This is a genomic window from Streptomyces sp. NPDC048278 (genome assembly GCF_040652195.1).
Classification (GTDB): Bacteria; Actinomycetota; Actinomycetes; order Streptomycetales; family Streptomycetaceae; genus Streptomyces.
In genome coordinates this window covers 26,336-41,987 of the sequence record NZ_JBEZLP010000012.1, presented here as the reverse complement: position 1 = coordinate 41,987, position 15,652 = coordinate 26,336, and the positions used below count along the sequence as shown (strand labels likewise).

Here is a 15,652-nt window from a genome sequence, read left to right as displayed (position 1 = left end):
CCGTGTCATACGACGTCGCTGTTGACATTGGCGGGACCTTCACCGACTGCGTCGTGGTCGACGGCGCGGGCACCCGGACCACCGCGAAGGCCCTCACGAGCTACGGAGCCCTGGCCGACGGGGTGCTCTCGGCACTCGACACCGCCGCGGCACACATCGGGATCCCCCGCGCGGAACTGCTGGCCGACACCGCGCGCTTCGTCCACGGAACCACCCAGGCCACCAATGCCATGGTCACCCGGCGCGGAGCGCGCACCGGGTTCATCACCACCAAGGGACACGAGGACACGCTGGTCATCGGGCGCGCCTACATCAAGGTGGCCGGCCTGTCCGAGCGCGAGGTGATCCATGCCAGCGCGCTGCACAAACCCGTACCACTCGTCCCCAGATCGCTGACCCGGGGCGTCACCGAACGCGTGGACCGCGAGGGCGAGGCCGTCGTGGCCCTGGACGAGACCGAGGCGCGCCGCGCGGTCGAGGAACTCGTCGACGCCGGCGTCGAGTCGATCGCCGTCTCGCTGCTGTGGTCGTTCCTGGACGCCACCCACGAGAAGCGGATCGGCGAGATCGTCCGCGCGCACGCCCCGCGGGTGATGCTGTCGCTGTCGCACGAGGTCGCGCCGGTGATCGGCGAGTACGAACGGGCCGCCACGACGGTGGTCGACGCCTATGTCGGCCCCAAGGTCGTCGGCTATCTGCGGGAGCTGGAGGACCGGCTGCGCGCGGACGGACTGAAGCACCCGCTGCTGGTGATGCAGGCGGGCGGTGGCCTCACCTCGGTGACCGAGGCCTGCGCCAGGCCCGTCGTGACCCTGGACTCCGGTCCCGCGGGCGGTGCGCTCGGCTGTCTGCATCTGGGCCGGCTGTACGGCGAGCAGAACCTGATCTGCAGTGACGTCGGCGGCACGACGTTCGACGTGTGCGTGATCCGGGACGGCGAACTGCCCCTGACGGAGGAGCCGGTCGTCGACCGGTACACCCTCAAACTGCCCAAGATCGATGTCGAGCCGATCGGCGCGGGCGGCGGCAGCATCGCCTGGATCGACGAGGGCGGTGTCCTCAACGTCGGTCCGCAGAGCGCCGGTTCGGATCCGGGCCCGGCGTGCTACGGACGCGGCGGCGACCGTCCCACGGTGACCGACGCCGACCTCGTGCTCGGCTACCTCGACCCCGCGTCCTTCCTGGACGGTCGGATGCCCCTCGACGTGGACCGGGCCCGCAAGGCACTGGCCACCGTGGGGGACCCGCTCGGCATGGAACCGGAGGAGGTGGCCGCCGGGATCTTCCGCATCGTCAACGCGCAGATGGCCGACCAGATCACCCGCGTCACCATCGCCCGCGGCCACGACCCGCGCGAGTGCGTCCTGGTCGCCTACGGCGGCGCGGCCCCCGCCCACGCCGCCTTCTACGGCGACGACATCGCCGTCAGGTCCGTCCTCATCCCGGCCGAGTCCACGGTCTTCTCCGCCGAGGGCATGCTGACCTGCGACATCACCCACTCCGCCACCCGGTCGAGGACCATCCACTGGCCCTTCGCCTGCGACGACCTGGAGCGACTCCAGGGCGACCTGCGGGAACTGGAGAGGCAGGTGTCCGCGCAGTTCGAGCGTGAGGGCACCGCCGTCGCGGACGTCGGCTTCCAGCGGTCCGTCGGCGTGCGCTACCGCAACCAGTTCATCTCCCTCGACGTCCCGCTGCCCGACGGCCCCTTCGGCACGGGGTGGGCCGAGCGGCTGTACGACGACTTCGCGCACGCCTACAGCTCCCTGTACGGCGCGGCGTCCGTCCTCACCGGCTCCCCGGTCGAGATCGACCAGCACCGGGTGGTCGGCGTCCGCCGGATCCCGCCGGTCGACTTCCCCGAACTGCCCCTGGGCGAACCGGACCCGGCCGCGGCCCGCACCGGACAGCGCCCGGCGCACTTCGACGGGCACGGCTACGTCCCGTCCGGGATCTTCGACGGCAGCCGGATCCGGCCCGGCCACCGGATCGACGGCCCCGCCGTCGTCCAGCGTCCCGGCGACAGCGTCGTGGTGCCCCCCGGCTGGCGCGCCGACGTCGACGCGCGCCGCAGCATCGTCCTCACCCGCGTGGAGGCCCGCGCATGACCACCGTCGACCCGATCACCTTCGAGGTGATCCGCCACCGCCTCTGGGCGATCAACGACGACCAGGCCCGGATGGCGTCGAGCCTGTCCGGCACCCCCATCGTCCACGAGGGCTACGACTTCAACGCCGCGCTCACGACCGGCGACGGCGGGGGCCTGTTCGTCGGCGCCTACGTCATGCACCACGCCACCGGCATCGACGACTTCGTCCGGCGGGTCATCGAGGAGTGGGGCCCGGACGGCGTGCACGAGGGAGACGTCTTCTTCACCAACGACCCGTGGTGGGGCGCGCTGCACCCCAACGACGCGGTCCTCGCCATGCCGGTCTTCGCCGACGGCAGGCTGGTCACCTGGTCGGGCATCGTCATGCACGAGAACGACGTGGGCGGCTCGGTGCCGGGCAGCATGGTCTCGACCGCCCGCGACCAGTTCTCCGAGGGCCCGCTGATCCCCGGTGTCAAGATCGGCGAGGGCTTCGCCCTGCGCCGCGACATCGAGAACATCTGGCTGCGCAACACGCGCACCCCGCACCTGAACAAGCTGAACCTGCGCGCCCGGCTCGCGGCCCTGCTGCTCACCCACCGGCGGGTGGGGGAACTCGTCGACCGCTATGGCCACGACACCCTCGTCGCCGTCGAGCAGCAGATCACCGAGCACGTCGAACGCGTCGTCCGCACGCGGCTGCGGGAGATCCCCGACGGAACCTGGACGGCGCGGACCTACCACGACCACGACGGGACCACCCCCACCCTGTATCCGGTCGTCTGCCGCATCGACAAGCGCGGCGAGTCGCTCACCGTGGACATGACGGGTACGGCCGGACAGGCCGCGGGGCCCGTCAACTGCGCCCGGCCGGCACTCGAAGGGGCCGTCCTCGGGGTCGTCCTGATGGAGCTGTGCCACGACCTGCCCTGGTCGGTCGCGGCACTGCGCCGCATCGTCACCATCGTCACCGAACCCGGCACCCTGGTCGACGCGCTGCCCCCGGCCGCCACCTCGATGGCGTCGATCATGGCCACCCTCACCGCGCAGGACGCCGTCGTGCACGCCATGGGCCAGATGATGCTCTGCTCGCCCCGCCACCGTGCCGAGGCACAGGCCACCTGGAGCCCCGGCATGATGGGCTGCTCCTTCGTCACACCCCCCGCGGGACCGGGCCGGGAGCCCGCCTTCGCGATCCTCGCCAACCACTTCGGCGGCGGAGGCGGCGCCCGGGTGCACGGCGACGGCATCGACACCGCGGGACCGTTCCACTCGACCAAGGCGCGGCTGCCCAGCATCGAGGTGCTCGAATCACGCGGCCAGGTCCTCCACCACTACCGTCGCGAACTGCGTGACAGCGGCGGTCCCGGACGGTACCGCGGGGGAGTGGGCATCGAGTACGCCGTCTCCGCCCACAAGACCGGGCGCCCCTCGACGGTCAGCACCATGTCGTCCGGGGTCATGGTGCCGGGGGGCCGCGGACTGGCCGGCGGCATGCCCGGCGGCCCGGCCGGCACGACGATTCTGCGCGGCACCGACATCCGCGCCCAGCTGGCCGCCGGCCGGCTGCCGTCGGGCACCGAGGACCTCACGGCCGAGCGGACCGACGTGCAACTGCCCAAGCAGCACTCCCCGATCACCGTGGACGACGTGCTCGTCGGACGGGTGCCCGGCGGCGCCGGCTACGGCGACCCGCTGCGCCGTGACCCGGCCCGGGTAGCCGTCGACGTGGCCGAGTCCCTGGTCTCCCGGGACACGGCCCGCAGGATCTACGGTGTCGTCCTGGACGAGCGGGGCGAGGTGGACGCCGCCGCCACCGCGGAACTGCGCCGGGAGCGCGCCGCCGGTCGCCGCCCGTCGCCCGTGGTCCCGGCGACCGCGGAGGGCGAAACCCGCTTCGCGGTCGCCGACGTCGTGGAGGTGGTCGCCGTCGCCGGGGCGGGATCCGTGCTGCGCTGCACGCTCTGCCACACCCGGCTCGGCGCCCGCACCGACAGCTATGCGGCCGGTGCCCAGGTGCGCGAGGTGGACTGGGCTGCCGCCGGACCGTACGGGGGCGGCTTCCACCCCGACTACGTCCTGCGCGAACTGTCCTGCCCCGGCTGCGGCACGGCCCTCTCCTACGAGGTCCAGCACCGCGACGACCCCGTGCCCACCGGCAGCCACCTGCACGGGGAGGAGCCGTGACCGGGGTCCGACCGCCGTACGCTCAGGCGGGTACCGGCGGCAGCAGCCGCGCCGCTGCCGTCAGTGTCCCGCGCAGCCACTGGTGTGCGGGGTCGTGCTGGTACATCGGGTGCCACCACATGGTCTCGATCAGCGGCACGGCGTCGAACGGACACGGCAGCACCCTGAGGTGCATCGTCTCCGCGAGGCGGTGCGCCAGCCGGGACTGCATGAGCGCGATCCGGTCGGTCCCGGCGACCAGCGGTGCCACGGCGAAGAAGCTGCCGACGACGATGTGCGTCCGCGGCCTGATGCCCAGCAGGTTCAGCTGCGCCGCCGGCGTGTGGTTGGCCGGCCGGTAGTAGGAGGACACCCACGGCAGTTCGGCCAGGTGCTCGACGGTCAGCTCGTCGCCGACGGCGGAGTTGTCGGCCGAGACCACACAGACCCAGCTGTCGTGGAACAGCTCGGTGTGGGGCAGGCCGGTGACGAAGCCCTGCGGCAGGATCACCCCGTCCACCGTGCGCAGCAGCTCGGTGACCTGGTCGATGGTGGTGGCGTTCGGGGGCTCCACCCGCAACTGGACGCCCGGCGCCTGCTCGGCGAGGCTCCTGGACAGCGCCTCGCCGAGCATCGTGACGGCGTAGTCGGACGTGATGAGGGTGAACTCCCGGTCGGAACGGGCCGGATCGAACCCGTGCACCGCGGTGAAGACCCGCTCGACCCCGGTCAGGGCGGCCGAGGTGCTCTCGGCGAGCCGACAGGCCAGCGGCGTCAGGTCGTAGTGGTTGCCGACGCGGGCGAGCAACTCGTCGCCGAAGTGCCGGCGCAGCCTGGCCAGCGCGGCGCTCACCGAGGGCTGACTGAGCCCCAGGCGCTCCGCGGCCCGCGTCACGTTGCGCTCGTGCAGCAGGGCGTCGAGCGCCAGCAGCAGATTGAGATCCAGACCGCCGAGACGGCCACGTCGGTCATGATTCACGGCGGCTCTCGCATCGTGAAAGCAACTTTCGTATCTGCCGGGAACCTAGAACATCCGCATCGCGAAGTCCATACGGAAGTCCGTACAAAGGTCCGGAGCCGCCCCGCGTGCAGGGTATAGGTCCCGCCTATACCCGCACCGAAGAACAACGATTTCCGATCTTGTCGCCCCGCTGCTGCACTGCAACCAGCGCGGTTAACACGACCGTCATCCGCTGTTCGATCGGAGCCGCCATGTCGGAATCAGCCCTCGTCCAGACCGGTGGAGACCGTGCCGCCCCGTCCCCGGACGCACGAACCGCCGGGTTTCCGCAGGCGGTGATCCTGCTGCTGGCCAGTTGCCTGTCCGTGCTCGCGGCGGTGCTGCTCACCCCCGTCCTGCCCAGGATGGAGGACGCCTTCGCGGGCACTTCCGGGGTCAAGGTGCTCGTGCCGGTCACCGTGACCGTCCCGGCCCTGATGATCGGCCTGCTCGCGCCCGTGGCGGGCAGCTTCGTCGACCGCGTCGACCGCAAACGCCTGCTCGTCGGCTCGCTGCTCCTCTACGCCGTCTTCGGCACCATGCCGCTGTGGCTCGACTCGCTGCCGCTCATCGTCGCCAGCCGGGCCGCCGTCGGCGTCACCGAGGCCGCCATCATGACCTGCTGCACCACGCTCATCGCGGACTACTTCAGCGGTGCGCAGCGGGCCAAGTACCTGGGCATGCAGGTCGTGTTCACCGAGATCTCGGCGGTCCTCTTCTTCGGCCTCGGCGGCGCACTGGGCAACGCGGGCTGGCGGGTCCCGTTCTGGCTCTACGCGGTCAGTCCCGTCTTCGCCGTCCTCGTCGCCGTCTTCGTCTGGCAGCCCCGGCCGTCGGCCGAGCGGCAGGTCAAGCTCCTGCCGATCCCGTGGCGGACCCTGGGCCTGCCGCGCGGCATCACCCTCTTCGGCGGCCTGGTGTTCTACGTGCCGGTCATCGAACTCTCCTTCGTCCTCAAGGACATCGGCATCGACTCGACCGGCACGGTCGGACTCGTCAGCGCGGTCGCCACGGCCGCCACCGCGGCCGGCGGGCTGTCCTTCGGCCGGATCTCCGCGCGCGGACCGCGGGTCCTGCTCACGACCGCGTTCACCCTGGCCGGTGCCGGACAGGTGATCCTGGCATTGGGCTCCTCCCTGCCCGTGGTGGTCATCGGCGACGTCATCGCAGGCGCCGGCAACGGCCTGCTGCTGCCCACCCTGCTGACCTGGGCCCTCTCCACGCTCCGCTACGAGGAACGCGGACGCGGCACCGGGCTGTGGACGGCCAGCTTCAGCTACGGGCAGTTCTTCTGCCCGCTGATCGTGCTCGGCCTCTCGGCCGCGCTCACCGGACTGTCCAGTGCCATCGTCCTGATCGGGGCGCTGGCACTCGTCGCCGCCACGGTCCTCGGGTTCACGCTGCGCCAGGGAGCCGTCCAGCTCTCCGAAGCCCACTGACCGAACCGACCGCCGCATACAGCAACGCGGCCGACGTCCCCCGGACGTCGGCCGCCGCTGTTGCCCGGCAGGCTCAGGCGCAGTGCGCCCGCACGGTGACCGGCAGCGAGGACAGGCCCCGGATCACGTTGTTCAGCCTGCGCACCGGTTCACCCGCCGGTTCGACGGACGACACCCGCCGCACGAGGGCGCCGAGGACGGCACGCGCCTCCAGCCGGGCCAGCCCCTGCCCCGCGCAGACGTGCACCCCGTAGCCGAAGCCGACGTGGTCGAGCGGGGTGCGGTGCATGTCGAACTCGTCGGCCCGCTCCCACTTGCGCTCGTCCCGGTTGGCCGACCCGAACGACAGCAGGACCTTCGCCCGGGCGGGCAGGCGCACACCGTCGACGTCCACCTCCTCGGTGGTCACGCGGAAGAACCCCTGGGCCGGGGACTCCAGGCGCAGGCACTCCTCGAACGCCCGCGCCACCAGGGCCCGTTCCGCCCTGACCTCCTGGAACAGCCCGGGGTTCCGCGCGAATACCTCGACGGTGTTCCCGATCGCGTTGATGGTGGTGTCCATGCCGGCGACCACGTAGGCGACGAGGAGCCGGACGACCTGGGCGGGTTCGATGTCGCCGCGTTCCCCGGCCCGGTGGACCGCGGCGGCCCAGCCGTCCGGCCGGACCTTGCCCGACGCCAGGGCCGTGGCGACGTACCGGAACAGCTCCCCGTTCAACGGCAGGGCGTCCCTGGCCCGTTGGTTCATCGGCCCGAGGACGTTGAACCCCGCGTCGGCGAGCGGCAGGAGCGTGTCGCGCGCGTCCTCCGGCAGGCCCAGCAGGTCGGCCACGACGGTCACGGGAAAGACCTCGGCGAGGTCCCGTACGGCGTCGAAGGTGCCCCGCTCCACGACCGACGCGACCAGCCGGTCGGCCTGCTCGGCGATGGCGGCCCGCAGGTCGGCCAGGGCCCTCGGGGCGAGCTTCTCGGCCAGCACGGCCCGCAGTTGGTCGTGCTGCGGGGGATCCGAGGCGAGCACGCTGCCTTCCATCAGGTCGTTCACGGAGTCGTCGTGGGCCACGGCACGCTCCGACGAGAACCGCCGGTGGTCGCCGAGCGCCGACCGCACGTGTTCGTAGCGGGGCAGGACCCAGGTGTCGTACGCCGTCAGGAACACGGCCGGTCCTTGTTCTCGCAGCTCACGGTAGGCGGGATAGGGGTCGATGAGGGTGTCGTCGGCGAAGAGGTCGACGGCGGACGACGGCGGGGAGGTGGGTGTCGAACGCATGGGGTTCTTCCCTCGCTTCCGTGCCCCGCGGAGGCTCTGGAAGGACGCCGGAGTCACCGGAGGCGGTGCGGCTGGAGCGACGACACAAACTACAAGATAGACAAGAACCTGTCTATTTCCCCGCCGTCACCTCTCACGGGCCGCCCCTCGGGGATGGGTGTTCAAATTTGAACTCATGGGGTAGCGTGAGCGTCGAGTTCAAATTTGAACTCACCGGCAACTCATCTTGCACAGAGGTCAGTGATCATGAACAGTTGGACCCGTACCGGCCTTGTCGCCGCCACCACTTCGCTGGTCGCGCTGTCGGCGCTCCCCGTCGCGCAGGCGAACCCCTCGGCCTCTGCCGTCGTCGCGGTGAGCCACGGCCATGGCGAGAGCACCCACAGCGCGGTGGCCGAGCGGCAGAAGCGGGCGGTACTCAACCTCCTCGCCGCCTATCACACCGGTGACCAGTCCGCCTTCGCTGTCATCAACGCCAAGAAGTTCATCCAGCACGACCCCCGGGTCGGCGACGGCCTGTCCGGCCTCAAGACGTGGCTGGCCTCGATCCCCAAGGGGCAGATCTCCGTCAAGCCGGTGCGCGTCCTCGTCGACGGGTCGTACGTCATGGTCCAGTCGGACACGAAGCTGCCCACCGGTCACACCACGTCCTGGGACGTCTTCCGCTTCGAACAGGGCAAGATCGTCGAGCACTGGAACACCCGCCAGCCCGCCGCCGGCCCGAACGGCGCGGGACACACGGAACTCTCCGGGCCGACCAAGGTGACCGACGAGAGCCGCACCAAGGCCAACAAGAGTCTCGCCTGGAAGGCCATGGCCACGGTCTTCATGGGGGGCGACTTCTCCCAGTACGGCGAGCCGATCTGGAAGGCGGACACCTACGCCCAGCACAGCGAGGGCATCCAGGCGGACGGCATCGCCGGCAGCAAGCCCCTGCTGAAGTCGCTCGTCGACTCCGGGACGCTGGTGTACGCCAAGATCGACAAGGTGCTCGGCGAGGGCAACTTCGTCCTCGTCGTCGGCCAGGGCAGCTACCAGGGCACCCCGTACTCCTTCTACGACTTCTTCCGGATGTCCAAGGGCCAGATCGTCGAGCACTGGGACGTCCTGGAGCCCCTGACCCCGGCGGACCAGGCGAAGAACGCCAACGGGCAGTTCAACTTCCCGCAGGACCCGCTGTCGCCCGCCGGGCACTGACGCACCGTCCACGGCCGCTGCCGGTCTCCCCGGCGGCGGTCGCCCGGGTTCCAGGGGGCGTCCGGGGGCCGGGCGCCCGGGCCGGGGCGGGCTCTCCGGTCTCGTTCCCGGCGATGTCCTGTGCGGCGGTTCGTGGCATCGTACGAGCCGCAAGACGGTTGTCCTGGAGGGGCGGACTGAGGTGAACGGTGCGGAAAGCCCGCGTCGGGCGCGGAGACCAGGCCCCGGCCGCCCTCGCAGCGAGGCCGTGGAACAGGCCGTCCTCCACGAGGTGCTGAGACTGCTGGCGGACGGTGTTCCGCTGGCCGAACTCTCCATCGAGCGCGTCGCCCGCGAGGCCGGGGTCGGCAAGGCGGCCGTCTACCGCCGCTGGAGCGGCAAGGAGGAGCTGGTCGCCGACGTCATCCGCGCCGCCGAGATCCCCCACCCGGACCTTCCCGGTACGTCGATGCGCGATGACCTCGTCGCACTGCTCGGGTCACTGCGCCGACGCGGCCTGGTCCCCCACTGGCCGGCGATCATGCACAACGTCCATGTCCGGATGGCGAACAGCCCTGTGGTCTGGGGCGCTTACCACGCAACCGTGGTGGCACCCCGGCGCGGCCTCGCGCTGGACATCCTGCGCCGCGGGCAGGCCGACGGCGAGCTGCGCGGCGACGTCGACCTGGAACTGGCCGTCGACATGGTCGTCGGCCCCCTGCTCACCCGCCTGCTCCTGAGTCCCGGCACCGGACTGAGCGAGGCGGACACCGAACTGTTCGTCGACGCCCTCCTCGAAGGACTGCGGCCGGTCGACTCCGGTCCTGCCCACTCGTGTTGACCGGGCGCGTAGCCGGCCGGTGTGCTCAGCCGTTGCCGGCCGTCTTGGTCACATGGTTGAGCAGCGCCCGCAGCTGTGCGGTCTCCTCCGGCCCCAGACCGTCGGTGACGAGACGCTCGATGTCGGCGATGACCACGTCGGCCGCGCGCAGCGCGTCGAGTCCGGCCGCGGTGAGGTGCAGTTCCTCCACATGCTGATGGCGCGGGTGCTCCCGCCGCTCCAGATAACCCCGGTGCTCCAGGCGGACCACCAGCGCCCCGACGGCCTGGCGGGTCACGTTGAGCCGCCGGGCGAGCTCGGAACGGGTCAGCCCCGGTTCGGAGTACACCGAGATCAGGAGCGTGTAATGGGCTGCTTCCATCCCGAGCGGACGCAGGCGCTGTTCCTTGAGGGCCGTCACTGCCAGCTCGGCACGGCGCAGCACCCAGATAACCCTGTCCAGCGCATGGGGCCCGGCGGGCTCCTCGTCGGTTCGCGTCACTGACGAAGGATAGGACACTTCAATTTCCTGTAAAGAACCATCCTCGTGTCAAGCTATTGACGCCAATAGCGCGCTTGATAGTCTGGCGCTCATCACGACCCCCTTCGAAAGCGTCGGTGCGAGTCGCACCCTCCTCCGTGGTCGACATCCCGTCCGCAGCCCGTCGTCGCGCCCTGCGCGCCGGTCCTGCGGACGACCGTAGGAAAGCAGGAGAAACAGTGGCCAACAGCACTCCCGTGACCACGCGTGACGGAGTCATCGGATACGACGGCACGGAGATCGTCACCATCGACCAGGCCACCGGCGCCGAGTTCGCGAAGTACGCCGTCGCGGGCAAGGAGGAGGCGGAGGCCGCCGTGGCCGCCGCCCGTTCCGTCACCGGAGCCTGGTGGGACCTCGGGTTCGAGGGGCGCGCGCGGCGACTGCGCGCCTGGCAGCGGGAGATCGCGCTGCGCGGTGAGGAGGCCGCCGCGCTCATCCACGCGGAGAACGGCAAGCCCCTCGACGAGGCCCGGGTCGAGGTGCTCGGCATCCTGGAGCAGCTGAACTACGCCGTCGAGAACGCCGAACGCGTCCTCGGCCGACGGGACGTCCCGAGCGGCCCGACGGCGTCCAACCAGGAGGCCTGGATCGAATACCAGCCCTACGGCGTCGCCGCCGTCATCGGTCCGTGGAACTTCCCCCTGAACACCCCGGGCGCGATCGTCGTCTCCGCGCTCGCGGCGGGCAACGCCGTCATCCTCAAGCCCAGCCATGTCACCCCGGGGGTCGCCGAGTGGCTCATCGGGACCTGGCGGCGCGCGGTCCCGGACCTGCCGGCCGTGCTTCAGCACCTCAACGGATACGGCGCCACCGGCCAGGCGCTCATCGCGGCCGGTCCTGACAAGGTCGCGTTCACCGGGAGCGTCGCCTCGGGGAAGGCGGTGGCCGCCCAGTGCGCGGGGACCCTGACCCCGGTGCTGCTGGAACTCGGCGGCAACGACGGCGTCATCGTGGCCGAGGACGCCGACCTCGACGAGGCCGCCGCGCATGTCGTGTGGGGCTCCCTGCAGAACACCGGGCACGGCTGCATCAGCCTCGAAGTGGCCTACGTCGTCGAGTCCGTCTACGACGAGTTCGTCGAGAAGGTCGCCGAACTCGCCCGGCAGGTACGCGCCGGCAGCGGCGACGACGCGCAGATCGGTCCCGTTCCGCTGCCCTCCCAGGTCCCCGTCATCCGGGAGCACATCGCGGACGCCCTCGAACACGGGGCGACGGCCGTGGTCGGCGGCCTGGAGGCGGTGGGGGAGCGCTATGTCTCGCCGACGATTCTGGCCGGGGTGCCCTTCGACGCCCTCGCGGCCAACGAGGAGACCTTCGGACCGACCCTGGCCATCACCAAGGTCGCCGACACGGACGAGGCGGTCTCCCGTATCAACGCCGGCCGGTACGGCCTGGGCAGTGCCGTCTTCAGCCGCGACCGCGGTGCGGACATCGCCCGTCGCCTCCACGTCGGGATGACCAGCATCAACGACGCCCTCGTGTTCTCGATGAACTCCGGGCTGCCCTTCGGTGGCCGCGGCGACAGCGGCTACGGACGCAAGCACGGCGACGAGGGTCTCCGCGAGTTCGGCTACCCGCACTCCTTCACCGCCAAGACCGGCCCCGCGCAGTTCTCCGCCTCGAAGTTCGGCAGGCCCGCGGGCGCGATGGCGGGAGCCCTCGCCGGGGTCCGCAAGAGGTTCCTGGCCGAGAGTGGCGAGCCGACCGACTGACCGGCTCGCGGTCACCGTGCAAGCCGGTCCGTCGCAGATCCAACTGGAGGCATTCGACATGCGTATCGTTGCAGTGGAAGAGGCTTTCTCGCTGCCCGGCTCCATCCGTGAGGAAGCGGAGTTCCACGAGCGTTCCCCGGCGCCGGAGTCGATCAGGGAGTGGTTCCGGCGGCTGCCGGACCTGGCCGGGCTGCGGCTCGCGGACATGGACGCCAACGGCGTCGACGTCCAGGTTCTCTCCTTCACCTCGCCCGGCGTGGAGGCCGTCAAGGACCCGGCTGAGGCGGTGGCCGCCGCGCGGCGGATCAACGACCACCTGGCCAAGGCGATCGCCGAGAACCCGACCCGGTTCGCGGGCTTCGCCGTCCTCCCGCTCCAGGACCCGCAGGCCGCGGTCGTCGAGCTGCGCCGGGCGGTGGAGGAACTCGGCTTCAAGGGCGTCCTGCACAACGACCATGTGCACGGGCACTACCTCGACGAGCCGCAGTTCAGGCCGGTATGGGCCGAGCTGGAGCGCCTGGGGGTGACGCTGTACCTGCATCCCGCCGTCATCGCGGCCGACAACTGGCGCGTGCTGGAGGGGTATCCCATGCTCAACGGACCGACCTGGGGGTGGACCGCGGCAACCGGCGCCCACGCGCTCCGGATCATCTACGGCGGTGTGTTCGACGAGTTCCCGGGCGCGTCGCTGACCCTGGGCCACATGGGGGAGCTGCTCCCCTTCCAGGCGTCCCGGCTCGACAGCCGCTCAGCCCAGGTCCCGCCCGCGCTCAAGCCGCAGCACCTGCCCTCGTACTACCTGCGCAACAACGTGTACGTGACCACCAGCGGGGTCTTCTCGCACGCCGCTCTGCTCGGGGCCGTCCACGCGGTCGGCATCGACCGGGTGCTGTTCGCCATCGACTACCCCTTCGAGTCCAGCGCCGAGGCCGTGGAGTTCCTGCGCACGGCACCGTACGCCCCCGCCGACCTCGAACGCATCGCACACGGCAACGCGGACCGGCTCCTCCGGCTGTGACCCTGATCTAGTGGGCAAGCCAGAGAATGTCTGCGTCCGAATACTTGACGGCAAGGTCCGGATGGTCCTTTTCGAGGTGTGACCGAGCCGCTGACACAAGGTCGTCGGAGGTGTCCGCCTGCAGGAACTCCCCGCAAGGACAATGAAGGCGGGTCTTTCTCGGTCTGTACGACGAGGTGACTGAACCGTCGGTCACGGCTGGGCTCCCAGCAGGACGGGGACCGAGATCATCCCGGCCACGTGGCTGGGGGTCCAGACGGACGGCGCATCTGGATCGAGTGTGAAGTCGGGCAGTTCTTCGAGGAGGGTTCTCACGACGGCTGCCAGTTCGACGCGTATCAGGTTCGCACCCAGGCAGCGGTGCGGACCGAAGCCGAGCGCGAAGGCTCTGTTGGGTGTCCGGGCCGGATCGAAGGCGTTGGGGTCGGGGAACTCGCGAGGGTCACGGTCGATCAGGGGCAGGTAGGGAAACACCTTTTCGCCGGCCCTGATATGGACGTCGCCGATCTTGGTATCGACAGTCGCCGTCCGCGCGGCGCCCGATGCGGTACTGAAGAAGCGCAGGCTTTCGTCGATGAACGTGTCGTAGAGATCTGGATCCTGGAGCAGCCTCCTGCGGAGCTCGGGGCGTTGGGCCAGCAGCCAACCGACGTCCGCAAGCAGAAGTGACGTATTTTCGATGGAGCCCAGTATGAATACGGCAAAGAAGTCGATGAGGTCGTCGTAGGTGAGGGACTCCCCGTCGACCACGCCGGAATTGATCAACTCCGACATGATGTTCTCGGTGGGATTCTGACGATGTTCCGCAAGCAGCTCGTCGAATCTGGACTTCATGTCTTCGAGGTCGGCCGAATTGTCTTCCCCGAGTGCACTGCTGTGCGTGATGGCATGGACCCACGCCCCGAACTTGTCTGCCTCCTCCAGCGGCAGGCCAGTCAGTCGTGCGACCACCGTGTGAGCGAAACGAGTGGCAAGGTCTGTGGCGAGGTCGGCACGCTCGCCGGACGAGAACCGGGAAATCAGGTGTCGCGCGTCGGTCGCGAACTCGTCGTACATCTGCGCGACGGTCGAAGAGGAGAAGGCCTCGTGCACCAGCCGTCGGTACTTCATGTGCCGTGCACCGTCGTATCCGGTCAGCATCTGAGGGCGCCCCGATGGCATCACCCATGGTGGGACGATCGGCACCTCGCCGTTCTCGAACGTTCGAGGGTCACGGAAGACCGCTCTGGCCTCTTCCCATCCGGTGATCAACCAGTAGCCGCCGTAGCTCTCGCACCAGCCGACCCATCGATCTTCCGCTGCTACCGCATCGCGAAAGTAATTCAGGAACGCGAAAGGCGTGCCGTCAGGGCCGAGGGGGACGTTGTAATGGTCGAAGTTCCGGTAGAAGTCATCGGCGGTGGTGGGTCGTGTCGAGGTGTCGTTCACTTTTCTCTCCTTCTCCGTGTTTGTTGTCAGAGTTCGATTCGAACGCGAGACGTGCCGGCTGCCGCTCGGGAAACGCAGAGCAGGATGCGCGAATTCTGTGCCTTTTCCTCGGGGCTCAGGACGACGTCGCGATGGTCTATCTCACCGGACAGCACGGGTGTCTCACAGGTCCCGCAGGTGCCCTCCCTGCACGACGAAAGCACAAATACTCCCGCGTCGTCCACGACGTCCAGAGCGGTTCTTCCGGCAGGAACTGTCAGCGTGATCCCGGTGTCGACGAGTTCGAGCTCGAAAGGTCGATCCTCCTCCTGGGGGACGGTATCTCCATGAAAGTGTTCGATGTGCACCTTTCGCCCTGCTTTCTCGGCGGCGGTCGTCACGCCATCGATGTACGAGGCCGGTCCGCAGCAGTACACCTCGGCGCGCGGATGTGCAGAGATCGCACGTGCACAATCCATGCGTGTCCTGCCGAGGGTCTCGTGTATCGAGACCCTCTCTTTGTATCGGCCCTGAAGGGCGGACGCGTAGACCATGCTTTCCGCTGACTTTCCGGTGTACACGAGATTCCAAGGGCGCCGTTGCCGCTCCGCTTCCTCGATCATTGACAAGAAGGGAGTTATGCCTATGCCGCCGGCGAGGAAGAGGTACTCCGGGGCCTCTTCGAGGGGAAAGAGGCTGCGAGGCTCGGTGGCTTCGACGACGTCCCCCACGGCGAGTTCGTCGTGAATATAAGCCGAGCCGCCCCTGCTGCCGGTCTCTCGCAGCACTGCGACGCACCATTCACCTTGAACTGGGGACGGTACAACCGAGTACTGGCGAGAGATCCCGTTCCGCAAGGTGACCTCGACATGTGCGCCCGGTTCCACCGGCGGCAGTTCCCCGGTTTCCGAAGCCAGGTGGAGCTCGACAACGTCTGGTGTGAGTGCTGCCTTTTCGGTGACGCGCAACCTGATTTTTTCGACGACTTGGCCCACTTCGTGCCAGCCTTCC

12 protein-coding genes are annotated in these 15,652 nt (G+C 69.6%); 7 read left to right on the top strand and 5 right to left on the bottom strand.

Annotation, left to right across the window (positions count from 1 at the left end):
- Positions 1–2 precede the first annotated feature (2 nt).
- Together AB0D74_RS21720 and AB0D74_RS21715 are read left to right on the top strand one after the other, a co-directional pair.
- The gene (locus AB0D74_RS21720) at positions 3–2,108 is read left to right on the top strand and encodes a hydantoinase/oxoprolinase family protein (protein WP_362589200.1); all 2,106 of its coding nucleotides are present in this window, start codon (positions 3–5) and stop codon (positions 2,106–2,108) included.
- Positions 2,105–4,276 (top strand): hydantoinase B/oxoprolinase family protein, encoded by a 2,172-nt coding sequence (locus AB0D74_RS21715; RefSeq protein WP_362589197.1) that lies wholly within the window; start codon positions 2,105–2,107, stop codon positions 4,274–4,276. The genes AB0D74_RS21720 and AB0D74_RS21715 overlap by 4 nt, the downstream gene beginning before the upstream one ends.
- A gap of 22 nt (positions 4,277–4,298) precedes the next feature.
- Here AB0D74_RS21715 and AB0D74_RS21710 read toward each other — a convergent pair whose 3' ends face one another.
- Positions 4,299–5,234, bottom strand: coding sequence for a LysR family transcriptional regulator (locus AB0D74_RS21710; RefSeq protein WP_362589194.1), 936 nt, complete (start codon positions 5,232–5,234; stop codon positions 4,299–4,301).
- A gap of 233 nt (positions 5,235–5,467) precedes the next feature.
- Between AB0D74_RS21710 and AB0D74_RS21705 the strand changes: the two genes are divergently transcribed.
- Complete coding sequence (locus AB0D74_RS21705) at positions 5,468–6,694, top strand: MFS transporter (RefSeq protein ID WP_362589191.1); 1,227 nt, start codon at positions 5,468–5,470, stop codon at positions 6,692–6,694.
- Positions 6,695–6,767: 73 nt separating this feature from the next.
- Here AB0D74_RS21705 and AB0D74_RS21700 read toward each other — a convergent pair whose 3' ends face one another.
- Positions 6,768–7,964 (bottom strand): cytochrome P450, encoded by a 1,197-nt coding sequence (locus AB0D74_RS21700; protein WP_362589188.1) that lies wholly within the window; start codon positions 7,962–7,964, stop codon positions 6,768–6,770.
- A gap of 246 nt (positions 7,965–8,210) precedes the next feature.
- Here AB0D74_RS21700 and AB0D74_RS21695 point away from each other — a divergent pair, with 246 nt between their 5' ends.
- Together AB0D74_RS21695 and AB0D74_RS21690 are read left to right on the top strand one after the other, a co-directional pair.
- Positions 8,211–9,161: a nuclear transport factor 2 family protein gene (locus AB0D74_RS21695; protein WP_362589185.1), complete on the top strand. Its 951-nt coding sequence runs from the start codon at positions 8,211–8,213 to the stop codon at positions 9,159–9,161.
- A gap of 247 nt (positions 9,162–9,408) precedes the next feature.
- Entirely contained in the window at positions 9,409–9,981 is a 573-nt protein-coding gene (locus AB0D74_RS21690; RefSeq protein WP_362589182.1) for a TetR/AcrR family transcriptional regulator, read from the top strand.
- Between the two features lie 25 nt (positions 9,982–10,006).
- Here AB0D74_RS21690 and AB0D74_RS21685 read toward each other — a convergent pair whose 3' ends face one another.
- A complete protein-coding gene (locus tag AB0D74_RS21685) occupies positions 10,007–10,462 on the bottom strand; it encodes a MarR family transcriptional regulator (protein ID WP_362589179.1) in 456 nt (151 codons plus the stop codon).
- 218 nt (positions 10,463–10,680) lie between these two features.
- On the opposite strand from AB0D74_RS21685, the gene AB0D74_RS21680 reads away from it, so the two are divergent.
- Both AB0D74_RS21680 and AB0D74_RS21675 read left to right on the top strand, forming a co-directional pair.
- Positions 10,681–12,216 (top strand): aldehyde dehydrogenase family protein, encoded by a 1,536-nt coding sequence (locus AB0D74_RS21680; protein ID WP_362589176.1) that lies wholly within the window; start codon positions 10,681–10,683, stop codon positions 12,214–12,216.
- A gap of 58 nt (positions 12,217–12,274) precedes the next feature.
- Complete coding sequence (locus tag AB0D74_RS21675) at positions 12,275–13,234, top strand: amidohydrolase family protein (RefSeq protein WP_362589173.1); 960 nt, start codon at positions 12,275–12,277, stop codon at positions 13,232–13,234.
- 192 nt (positions 13,235–13,426) lie between these two features.
- Here the strand turns inward: AB0D74_RS21675 and AB0D74_RS21670 are convergent, their stop codons facing one another.
- Together AB0D74_RS21670 and AB0D74_RS21665 are read right to left on the bottom strand one after the other, a co-directional pair.
- Positions 13,427–14,662 carry a cytochrome P450 gene (locus tag AB0D74_RS21670; protein WP_362589170.1) on the bottom strand — a complete coding sequence of 412 codons (1,236 nt, stop codon included), beginning with the start codon at positions 14,660–14,662 and terminating at the stop codon, positions 13,427–13,429.
- Positions 14,663–14,688: 26 nt separating this feature from the next.
- Entirely contained in the window at positions 14,689–15,429 is a 741-nt protein-coding gene (locus tag AB0D74_RS21665) for a PDR/VanB family oxidoreductase (RefSeq protein ID WP_362589167.1), read from the bottom strand.
- Positions 15,430–15,652: the final 223 nt, after the last annotated feature.